We start from the raw sequence: 10,789 nt of genomic DNA on the forward strand, positions 1-10,789 counted from the left end.
ACGATATTTTTGACGCTGGTGCCGATTGTATTACACTTGGAAACCATTCGTGGGACCAACGCGAAATGCTTACCTATATCGAACGTGAACCACGTTTAATAAGACCCTACAACTACCCCCAAGGATTGGAAATCCCCGGACGCGGCGCTCACCTCTACACCCTGCCTGATGGTCGCCGTATCTATGTGATCCAAATACATGGCCGCGTATTTATGGACAGTCTAGACGACCCCTTCCAAGGCGTATTGCGCGCATTGCAAGAAGCCCCTCTCGGCGTAGTCGCGGATGCCATTATCGTCGAAGTTCACGCCGAAGCTTCCTCCGAAAAAGCCTGTCTGGCACACCTTATTGATGGTCAAGCTAGCCTTGTTGTCGGTGCCCACACCCACACACCTTCCGCTGATGATCAGATTTATCCGGGCGGAACAGCCTATATGACAGATGCCGGCATGTGCGGTGATTATGACAGCGTAATTGGCATGAAAAAAGAAATTATCATTCAACGTCAAACAACGCGCCTCCCAAGCCCGCGTATGGAACCGGCCGATGGTGAAGGCACAATGTGTGGTGTGTTTGTTGAAACTGATGATGCAACTGGCCTCGCGACCCGTATCGATCCCATCCGCATTGGTGGCCGGCTAAAAGAAACTTTCCCAAAGCTTTAGATCGCTAAACCACGCCTGTACGCACGTCGTATTTTAAAACGGCAAACGTAGCTGACGCTGGGTGGGAATAGATGTCACCTTACCAAAAGCATGGCCGAGGACAGATTCGGCCCGCAAGATTATTTGCGCTGAAGCGCCCGCATCTTCTCCTGCATCATGATGCTTGAACTTCAAGCCAAGTCGCTTTTTAAGGCTTGATAAGCCATGCCCGCCATTGCCCTTAAATTGTGGCCAAGCTTGCTGCGCCACTTTCACGCTATCTGTCCATGCCAATCGAGGCAAAGGCAAAGCATGCATCTGGCAGGCTGCATTTATCGCTAATTCATCAAAACGACTATGCTGCACCATTGCGTGTTGCTTCAAAAATGGCTGAAGACGTCCCCACACATCTGGAAACATTTGCGCGTGCCGAACAGTGTCTGCTCCAATGCCATGCAGTTTCGTATTAAATGCAGAAAAAGAAACGTCTGGATTCACATAGGTAGACCATATCAATATCTCTCCATCCCAACCCACACATGCCAAACCTATCTGACATATACTCGCACGATCATTATTGGCCGTTTCGACATCCAGCGCGATAAACCTATAATCATCCTCTGGTGGTCCCATGCTCATACATTCAGCTCTTTAATCGGATTAGAAGAAATATTATCAATACAGATCAATTGGAATTAGCCGAAACAACAGCCATAGTGAAATACCCTTCGCGCCGATCTATTTTAATTTTCGCCTTTTCAGCAGCGATACAATAACCGCCTCGTTTTTCATCAATAAATTCAGTGTCCAGATAACTCGAAGCGATAATTCTAATTTTGCCAGTATATGAAGGTACTAATTCAATCTGAAAATCGCTATGCTCTGGTCCGATGAGTATTATGGCTGAATACCCTTCTGGAATTGAAAATTCAGGTATTAATTCTGGGCTTATGTCTAAACCCAAAGAATTAGATGGTAGTTGCTGCGCATAAGCAGTTACCTGACATATAAAAGCACTTGTATCAGATCGAAACCCTATTTGCTCAGGGGCGACAATATTTGTATCTAAATTAGCAAGTAATTTTTCTATTTTTCTCGCCGAAAAAGTGTTCTTTTCTGCACATGAAAAAATCAAGGTTACCGCCCAAAATGCAGTTACCCAGACCATCACCCTCGATAACATTTTTTACCCCACACTCGCAGCTTAAAAGCAGGCTACATTGTTGCAAGTAATTGTCACTATCAATTTGTCACATATCTAAACAAAAATATTGCCCAATTTTAAATACAGCCCCCTATTGCGCCGCCATTTGACGGATGCTCGCCAATTGCTCAGGGTTTGTGCCACTGATTTCGAGGATTGAAATGGCCGATTGGAAATGTGCATCAATGCTCTCAGTTTCCCCTTGAGCCCTAGATAAATTTGCCACCATCACATGCGCATTCGCTTTCATGATGGGCGCATATTCTCCGTTATAATCTTTTAGCAATGTCAGATTTTCCTTAGCTGCCCCCATCGCGCTTTCGTAATCATCCAGCTCATAAAAGGCTTGAACGCGGCGCTCTAAGTCAGTGCTCAAGCCCGACACATCCACAGGCGATTGCATCCGCGCCAAAGCAAGGCTTTCATCCGTCGCTTGGATAACAAGACTGGCCACTGATGCACGAGATGCTAGGTTTGCAATCTGACGCAATGCATTCAATTGTCCATCAACATCATTGACGGACGCATAAGCATCAACAGACTGGCCCAGCATATCAACTGCCCCCTGCATATCTCCCATATAAGCAACATAATCAGACCGTGCGAGCAGCACCATGCCAAGACATGCGCCATCATCAGCCTTCACACATCGTTGCTGAGCATCCTCAACATAACCAAGCGCTTCTTCAGCAGTGCTTTGCATCGCGACAGCCTGCGCCAGTTTCATCAATGCCCGCACCTGCGTCGTGTGATCTTGCATCTGATCGGCCACAGAGACAGCCTCTTTGAGCAGCCTCACAATTTCAGCTTTATCCCCCATATCTTCGGCGGTATAAGATTGCGACCATAATTCCTTGACAATCAATTCTCTTGAATTGATTTTCTCCAGTGCGCTAATGGCTTGCTCATGGTGTAATAAAGCTTCATCAAACTCACCGCGCTCTCTGGCAATAATCGCAAGATGATTTAACGCCCCGCCTTCAATCAAACGCGATTGCATTTTATCAGCCAATGCCAGCGCTTTGCGGGCCATCGCTTCAGCTTCATCAAGCTTGCCTTCATTGGACAGCATGGATGTCAGATTGAGATAAGCATTGCCCTTTTCAGTCTCCATACCTGCGCGGTCCATCGCCTCAAGCGATAAGGCATAGTTTTCACGCGCAGCATCCACATCCCCCATAGACATATAAGCATACCCAATATTGCCCAGCGCAGCCGCCTCACCTTTTGGCAAGCCCAATTGCTTAGACAAAGCAAGCGCCCGCTTGGAATATGACATGGACTTCTCATAATCGCCCATCGCATGTGTCAGATTACCAAGATTGACCAAAGCCCGCGCGACGGCTTCTTGATCACGTTGTTTCTCGAAGATCGCTTTAACTTTGGTTAGTCCATCTAAAGCGGTTTGATATTCCCCTCGCGATTGCGCCATAAGCGCCAAATTGCCCAGCGCTTTTGCTTCCCATTTCTCATCTGTTTGGCCTGCACCCGTCAGTATGGAATTATACAAAGCTTCAGCTTCATCCATACGGCCCATACGCTCATAGAGTGGCGCAAGCCCGTTGGCAGCGTCTGGATTACTCGGAACCAATTTTAACGATTGCTCATACGCATTAACGGCCTTTGCAGTATCTGTTGCAGCAAACAATGCGCCCGCTTCGCTATAGCTTTGTGCCGCTGCATTCACGGCATCACCCGCAGCTTGCGCCTGTTTTGCCGCCACTTCCGCCAGTGAAAGCGCAGCTTCTTCAACATTACCAGCCGCCAAAGCTTCTCTTGCAGCAGCTTTCTCTACATCAGAAGAGCGAAACACAGCATTTACGGCATCTTTCAAAGACTCTGCGCTACGTGCATCCAAATCTTGCCCCGAAGCCGCCAACGCCGCCGCTATTTGTTCGGATACCAGTTTTTCAATGCGCGCATCATCATCCACGAGCAAATCTTTAATTAGCGACACATTCGCCGCTGCCACACCCGCCATTGCCAGAAACGAGACAAGCGCACCTCGCGTAATCCATTTGCGTTTCCACGGGATAGCTTTAGCCGCCCGCCCCTCAACGCGCGCTTTTACTGCTTCTTCTAATTCTTGAAATGCATGATGATCACGATTGCCGTGCCAATTCATCAGCATTTCAGTGTGAACACGGTCAAACGGTTTTGGAATATCACATGCCTGCAACATAACAGGGCATAATTTACCATTCACACGGGCATCATCAGCTTCGGAGCGCACCCAATCAGATGCGACTGCATTCTCCGTCCAGCAGACCACAACTGCTTTGGCGTCTTTTAAAGCCTTCTCGATAGTGATCTCATAACTATCACCAGGCAATAAGGAACGGTCCCACCAAACATTCAAACCAGCTTTGGTTAGCGCACTTGCAACCATTGCTGCTTTATCGCGATCTTTAGAGCTGTAAGATATAAAAACGTCAGTTTTTTCAGCAGTCGAGTTCGCAATTTCAATGTTTTTGGCGTCCGTCATGGTTTCTGTCCCATATTTAACCTAAAAAACGTCTAGCATTCACAATGAAGTGACGTAAGGACTTTATCAAGAATATAAGTTTCCCCCTTGAAGCGATTCACGGTCTGGGCTTTCTTAAAGCGACTGAACTGTATTGTTCAGTCTAGGCTTTTTTTGGTTAAGTCGTAGAGTATCGCCTAGACGTTTGAGGAGTTTGCGTGTCCGATAGTGCTTTGACAAAAATAGGTCGCTTCTGGTCATTCCTCACAGGTCACGGCGCAAGTCTTGTTGCTCTAGCAGGTTTTATCGTCGTCTCCATTATCGCCACTGCGATGGGGTTTTCAGATCTGCGCATGGCAAATGCAGGTAAGACCTCCCTCACCCTCGCAGAAGCCGCGCCCATATGGGGCATCACAATTTTTGTCGTCCTCACAATGGTAGCAGGCTTAAACGCAGCGCTAGGCGTCGGCATGAAGCCGGTCCGCGAGACGCCAACCAAGAATGACCTTTTAGAAAACCCGGACGCAAAACCAAAAACATTTAAACGCCGCATCATGCTGCGCATTCTTGCCTGCTTCTTTTACCTATTCTTCGCCTTCTGGTCTGTTGGATTTGGATATGGTTTCTTCTGGAAAGAATTGGCCGGTGAAGAATTTACCCGCAATCAATTTTCCGCTGCCATTGAAAAAGTCTCTACATCTGTCGATGCCGCCAATGAAGCCCTCAGCATTGTGGAAACATCCGTAATCGGCGCATCCACCACCGCTCGCGAGCGCGCAGACATTGAAGCCAGCCAAGGCGGCACATGTTCAAACCGCCCCAATTCCAAAGAAGGCGATGGCCCCCTCACCCGCGCACGTTTCGCCTTCGCCGATCGCGCCAAAGCCTTGCGGGATGATGTATCCGATAGTTGGATTGGCCGCCTCACAAATGACCGCACAATATTGCAGCACCGTATCAGCGCGCTATCCACAAACACCGTACCTTCAGGCGTCACAAACCCTGAAGAAATTGCGCTTTTAGAACAATTAGCCATTGCGCCGCGCTTATCCTCAACCGATAGAGAACGCGTCTTCACCCAAGTTTTTGATGATGCCCGCGCCTTTACTGCAAAAGCCAACGCCTTACGCTTATCAAATGCGCCGCTATTTGCTGACCGTCTTGAAACGCTCGCAGCCAATGTTGGTCCTGATCCACAAAACCCAAACCGCGCAGATCCGTCACGCACTAATGATTCTTCTTATTGTTGGGATACGGTCCTCACCGAAAAACTACGCGCTTCTGCGCAATCATTGCGCTCCCTCGAAGATATGAAAGCGCCGGAGTTTGAATTTACTGAAGGTCCAAAAGCGACACGCGCAGCTTTCTTCAATTTGGCAAAAACCATCACACCCCCTTGGGACAAAACAACAAATTTTGGTGAAAAAGAATTTATCGCACTTTTTGCCAGTATCGCCGTCGATCTTGGTATTATGTTCCTAACGCTCATACGCGCCATGATGGAAAACAAGGGCAAAAAACGCACAGCACGCCGGCCACAAATAATGCGCCTTGCTGATATTCAAGAAGCCAATAGACAAGCCGATTTTGGCCCCAGATAATGTGTTATAAAGTTTTGCTATTTCTACCCTTGAAACGGCCTAACTTTTTGTTCTGCTCTTTTTTGAACATATAGTTTTCCGTTTCCAAAGGGACATACACCTCTCCCTGAACATGGTTTGCAGATTCCTTGTTTTTTCCTTGCAAGAAAACACCATGTCCATGCGGCTGATCGCCAAACCATGCGCCAACCCATGTCAAAACATCATCAAACCCAACACCAAAACCAACCCGTACGCCATTGATAAACTGACCGCTATAGGTCTGGTCTCTGCCATCCACTTTCTGCGTCAAAATTCCAAACCCATGCGCATCTATGCCATCGGTTTCACCTTCATACAGAATATCCTCGACAAACTCTGTCTTTTTCCATTTGATCCGGCCCCAACACACACCAGCGGAATTTGGCTTTGTATGAGAAAACGACTTTCCCAATTCTTCGCGTGCCATAGCCGCCGCCTCCTCGGCGCGACGCTCTGAATACCGCGCTGATATAAAGGCCTGTCCTGCTTCATCAGTATAGTCTTCAGCATCAACAAGGCGCTGAAACTCAGTCCCAGCTTTTCGGGCAAAAGTCAGCGTATAGCGCTCCATGCGCGCTTCATCCGCCTGTTTTATACTCTCTTCTAATTCGACGAAATCAATATTGAGGGAATCCTCCCCCTCCTCAAAAATTTCCTTGGCGCGAAATGGCAGGCTCGGCATTCCAATCTGGCGCCCAATCACCCGCAGCAGCGTCTTCCACTCATCCTCCAACCCGGACATCGTCGCAGTGGTGATGCGAAATACACCTTTTGCAACCTGTTTGGGCGGATCATTATCAAGCACCACATAATGCGACCCGTCCGTTGTCGTGGGGTCCAAGATCATAAATGTTTCAGAACGTGCGCCCAGTAAAATCAAGTCAGGCGGAAAATGCAAAGAACTTTCGTCTATCTCTTCTGTTCGCACCTCAAACCGGCGCAGCCAGTTTAAAAACTCAACCATCAGCTCAGGATCTATATCATCACACATATATGTAAGTGGACGCGCTGTAGACATAAATTCACCTGCTTAAAATTGCGAAGACATACGAACATTAACCATGTTGGAAATTTACGCCCAAACAATGGCTCAGGGCTAGCCCTGATTTTCAATTGCACGCGCTAAAGTCAAATCAAGGCTACATTCCTGGACGCGGCTTATCATTTTTCGGCATTATTGACTCAAATGGCACGCGATCATTGCCCTTTGCGCCCTTGCTGGGCTGTTCTTTGTCGGCACTTCGAGTTGAATTTTTCTGATAACCATATTTGCGCAATAATCCGCGAAACTGATTATAAGACAGACCAAGATGCTCTGCCGTGTTTTTCTGGTGGCCGCCACACGCTGCAAAAGCATCATCAATCAGCCTTTGCTCAAAAGCCGCTGTCTGTTTTTCAAAATCAATCGGCGCATGCGAATTATGATGCTCCAGCGCTTCTCCAAGATAATCAATTTCCTCGGTCGGATTTTGTTGCTGCTTATTTTGTCCCTCACCGCCAAGCTCCACGGCAGGTCTAAACCCTGATACAAATGGATCAAGCGCATCCATATTGAGATTAACTGGCACATCTATCTCATGCGGCGCGCGCATCGCAAGGTCACGATACACGGCGCGCTCGGATGCATTCTTCAATTCGCGCACATTCCCCGGCCAATCATGCGCTTTAAAGGCTGCAATCGCGCCGCGCGAAAACCCCGGAAAAACAAATCCAAGTTCTCGCGCCATCTTGTTTCCAAAATATTCCGCCAGCTCCGCAATATCTTCACCGCGCGCCCGCAAGGGGGCCAATGTAATCACATCAAATGCCAAACGATCGAGAAGGTCGGCACGAAACCGCCCGTCATTTGCGCGCGATGGCAAATCAACATTCGTCGCGCCAACCACGCGCACATCACAATGCAAAACTTCCTCGCCGCCCAAGCGTTGAAATTCTCCATACTCAATCACACGCAATAGCTTTTCCTGCACTTCCATACTCGCCGTTGCGATCTCATCGAGAAAAAGCGTGCCTTTATCGGCCTGCTCAAATCGTCCCAACCGGCGCTTGGTCGCCCCCGTAAAAGCGCCCTGCTCATGACCGAATAATTCAGAGTCTAGCAAATCCTCAGACAAAGCCGCGCAATTGACCTTCACAAACGGCCCATCCCACCGTTTGGATAAGAAATGCACACGCTCTGCAATAAGCTCTTTACCCGTTCCACGCTCGCCGACGACTAGCAAAGGCCGCTCAATAGGAGCCGCAAGTGAAACGCGCTCTAAACTCTCCAACCACGCTTGTGATTGCCCGATTAATTCTGGTGCTGATCCGATCATAATGCACATTATATACTATATTTGTATTTTTTCTACATTTATTTTTCGTACTATTTATACATTTTTATTAACGCGAATCTTGCCGTAAAACTAAAAAATACTGCAAAATCAAATACTAATAAAATTAATTTAAAACTGGCACGGTGTTTGCAAATTACTTGGCATACACGGCGACAAAGGGGCCGCCAACAACGGAGAATAAATGCATGTACGACAATACAGATCACTCAAAGTCCTCGACCGAAGACACACTTAACCGGTTGGGCAACTGGCTTAAGTCTCGCCCAATTGAAAACTGGGGTTTCTTCATTGCAGGCGTGATCATCGCACGCATTCTCTTTTAATCACTGACCCTAAAGGATACCGAACAATGGGAATTTTTTCTCGCTTTGGAGACATCATAAACTCAAATCTGAACGCCATGCTCGACAAGGCTGAAGACCCTGAGAAAATCGCACGTCTAATCATTCAAGAAATGGAAGACACACTTGTAGAAGTCCGCACAGCCGCAGCCCGCACAATGGCAGACAAAAAAGAACTTCAACGCGAAATGCGTGAACTTCAAATTGTTCGCGATGACTGGTCTGCAAAAGCAGAACTCGCAATCGAAAAAGACCGCGAAGATCTTGCACGTGGCGCTCTCTCAGCGAAACAACGCGCCGAACGCGAAATCGAAAGCCGCAAATCAGCCCTTGCTGCAGTCGATGATGCCGCCGCAAAACGTCAGGATGATCTTGGTAAACTTCAAGCCAAACTTGAAGAAGCTAAAACCAAGCACCGCGCCTTAATGGTTCGCCGCCAAGCAGCTGAAGAACGCATCAAAGTTCGCTCACGCATTGATGATTCAAAAGTTGATGACGCATTGCACCGCTACGCAGCTGTTGAGCGCAAAGTCGACGAATTAGAAGCTTATGCCGACACATACGACCTCAAAAGCAAAACACTTGAAAGTGAATTTGCAGACCTTGAGGCCTCAGAAAGTGTTGAATTGGAATTAGCGGCCATGAAAGCGCGCAAGAAATCAGGATCGGATAACTAATGGACGAAGAAATCCTCATCCCGATTATCGCAATCCTGTCGATATTCGTGATCTTCCCTGGCATGTGCATGCATTACTTCACAATGTGGCGCAGCAATAAAGGCCTCTCAGCAGATGACGAGAGAATGCTGGAAGATTTATGGCGTTCCGCCCGCACAATGGAGCGCCGTATCGAAACAATAGAAAAGCTGATCGAACCAGAGGGGCCTGAAAAAGCCCCTCGCCGCCCCAGAAGCGATTTTCGCGACCTCGACGGTTAATACGATCAATTCAGAATAGAAAGAATTTTAAGATGGACGAGTATTCAAACTATAAAAATCCTAAAAGATTTTACCGCCCGACAAATGACCGCATGATTGGTGGTGTTTGTGCCGGTATCGCCGAGCGCATGGGATGGGACCCGTTATTGGTTCGTATCGCAGCCGTCGTATCTATGATTACAGGTGTATTTTCCGGTGTTGTTTTTGTCGGATATCTCATCACATGGGCCGTCACACCCAAGCGTCGCACAATGCACAATATGACAAAGGACGAAGAGTCTTTTTGGCAGGGCGTATCTGACCGCCCGAAAGTTACACTGTCTAACATCAGATACAAATTCATGGACCTAGAAGACCGGATGCAGGGTGTAGAAAAAGCCGTCACATCAGATGAATGGCGCCTACGCAGACAATTTCGTGATCTAGAAAAAAGTTAGCAAAAATCGAGCTGTATTATCGGACCTCCCAAAAAATATAATGGTCCGGTAGCGCAGCGAGAAGCAGAAGAGGGAAAATAAAATGGCACTGCAATTCTCAACACGCGTCATAGCGGCAACAAGCCTACTGACAACTGGCTTAATCGCCCTGACAATCGCATCTCAGAATGGTGAAATCAGCGTTCGAACCGCCGGCTTAGAAGTGAAATACTTCCAAGCAGACGCACAAACAGGCAAAGCACTTGAAATCAATCAGGAACAATGCCCGCCGCAATGCCCTCTTCTCGATATCAATTGGAAAAAATACGCAGACGCAACTAGCTTGAAGATTTTACGCTAGACATCGAATTTTCTGCTAAATTGCAAACAACAACAAGAAAGAGGAGACAGAAAAATGGAAGGCGGACAAGTAATGGTCGTCTGCATCGTGGCGCTAGTGATGTTGACCAGCCTGATCAAGGCATCAATCCAAAGCAAAAACAATGCAAACAAAAAAGATATGCGGAAGGCAAACGAAAACACTGCTCAAACAGACGAATTGCTTTTCAAAATGAACGACCAGCTCGACCGTATTACAGCCAGACTAACAGCGCTGGAAACCATTGTGACCGACGAAGACCGCGAGCTTAAACGTGAGTTCCAAACCTTAAAAAGCGACGTTTCCAATGTCCGTAAATCCGTAGACACAGACCGTTATTAAGAGAAAGCCCAAATTATGGATGTATTTGTATTTGTCGTCATTATCGTTGCCATTGGTTGCGGCACAGGAATTGTCACCTCCTATTTTGAAAATAAAGGCAAGTC

At 47.5% G+C, this 10,789-nt stretch carries 13 protein-coding genes; 8 read left to right on the forward strand and 5 right to left on the reverse strand.

All coding sequences use genetic code 11. The features are described 5' to 3' along the window. Window positions 1–665: TIGR00282 family metallophosphoesterase (locus AC5EF3_RS07480; protein ID WP_493547580.1), on the forward strand; the 665-nt coding region annotated here is incomplete at its 5' end. A gap of 33 nt (window positions 666–698) precedes the next feature. Here AC5EF3_RS07480 and AC5EF3_RS07485 read toward each other — a convergent pair. The 3 genes from AC5EF3_RS07485 to AC5EF3_RS07495 form a co-directional block, all read right to left on the reverse strand. Then, window positions 699–1,277, reverse strand: coding sequence for a 3'-5' exonuclease (locus AC5EF3_RS07485; RefSeq protein ID WP_015828739.1), 579 nt, complete (start codon window positions 1,275–1,277; stop codon window positions 699–701). A gap of 52 nt (window positions 1,278–1,329) precedes the next feature. Continuing rightward, on the reverse strand, window positions 1,330–1,827 hold the full coding sequence (locus tag AC5EF3_RS07490; protein WP_493547581.1) for a hypothetical protein: 498 nt from the start codon (window positions 1,825–1,827) through the stop codon (window positions 1,330–1,332). 112 nt (window positions 1,828–1,939) lie between these two features. Beyond that, window positions 1,940–4,333 (reverse strand): tetratricopeptide repeat protein, encoded by a 2,394-nt coding sequence (locus AC5EF3_RS07495; protein WP_493547582.1) that lies wholly within the window; start codon window positions 4,331–4,333, stop codon window positions 1,940–1,942. A gap of 197 nt (window positions 4,334–4,530) precedes the next feature. Here AC5EF3_RS07495 and AC5EF3_RS07500 point away from each other — a divergent pair, with 197 nt between their 5' ends. Next, entirely contained in the window at window positions 4,531–5,913 is a 1,383-nt protein-coding gene (locus tag AC5EF3_RS07500; protein WP_493547583.1) for a hypothetical protein, read from the forward strand. Window positions 5,914–5,917: 4 nt separating this feature from the next. On the opposite strand, the gene AC5EF3_RS07505 is transcribed toward AC5EF3_RS07500, so the two are convergent. Both AC5EF3_RS07505 and pspF read right to left on the reverse strand, forming a co-directional pair. After that, window positions 5,918–6,952 carry an MORN repeat-containing protein gene (locus AC5EF3_RS07505; protein ID WP_015828743.1) on the reverse strand — a complete coding sequence of 345 codons (1,035 nt, stop codon included), beginning with the start codon at window positions 6,950–6,952 and terminating at the stop codon, window positions 5,918–5,920. A 121-nt stretch (window positions 6,953–7,073) separates the two neighbouring features. Then, window positions 7,074–8,249 carry a phage shock protein operon transcriptional activator gene (pspF, locus tag AC5EF3_RS07510; RefSeq protein WP_493547584.1) on the reverse strand — a complete coding sequence of 392 codons (1,176 nt, stop codon included), beginning with the start codon at window positions 8,247–8,249 and terminating at the stop codon, window positions 7,074–7,076. 206 nt (window positions 8,250–8,455) lie between these two features. Here pspF and AC5EF3_RS07515 point away from each other — a divergent pair, with 206 nt between their 5' ends. The 6 genes from AC5EF3_RS07515 to AC5EF3_RS07540 all read left to right on the forward strand — a co-directional run bounded on the left by AC5EF3_RS07515 (window position 8,456) and on the right by AC5EF3_RS07540 (window position 10,685). After that, a complete protein-coding gene (locus tag AC5EF3_RS07515; protein ID WP_015828745.1) occupies window positions 8,456–8,593 on the forward strand; it encodes a hypothetical protein in 138 nt (45 codons plus the stop codon). A 26-nt stretch (window positions 8,594–8,619) separates the two neighbouring features. After that, window positions 8,620–9,288: a phage shock protein PspA gene (pspA, locus tag AC5EF3_RS07520; RefSeq protein WP_015828746.1), complete on the forward strand. Its 669-nt coding sequence runs from the start codon at window positions 8,620–8,622 to the stop codon at window positions 9,286–9,288. Next, window positions 9,288–9,548, forward strand: coding sequence for an envelope stress response membrane protein PspB (gene pspB, locus AC5EF3_RS07525; protein WP_493547585.1), 261 nt, complete (start codon window positions 9,288–9,290; stop codon window positions 9,546–9,548). Before pspA ends, pspB begins: the two co-directional genes overlap by 1 nt. Window positions 9,549–9,580: 32 nt before the next feature. Further along, on the forward strand, window positions 9,581–9,985 hold the full coding sequence (gene pspC, locus AC5EF3_RS07530) for an envelope stress response membrane protein PspC (RefSeq protein ID WP_493547586.1): 405 nt from the start codon (window positions 9,581–9,583) through the stop codon (window positions 9,983–9,985). 82 nt (window positions 9,986–10,067) lie between these two features. Then, entirely contained in the window at window positions 10,068–10,325 is a 258-nt protein-coding gene (locus AC5EF3_RS07535) for a hypothetical protein (protein ID WP_015828749.1), read from the forward strand. A 54-nt stretch (window positions 10,326–10,379) separates the two neighbouring features. Continuing rightward, a complete protein-coding gene (locus AC5EF3_RS07540; protein WP_015828750.1) occupies window positions 10,380–10,685 on the forward strand; it encodes a hypothetical protein in 306 nt (101 codons plus the stop codon). Window positions 10,686–10,789: the final 104 nt, after the last annotated feature.

This window comes from Hirschia sp., assembly GCF_058892565.1.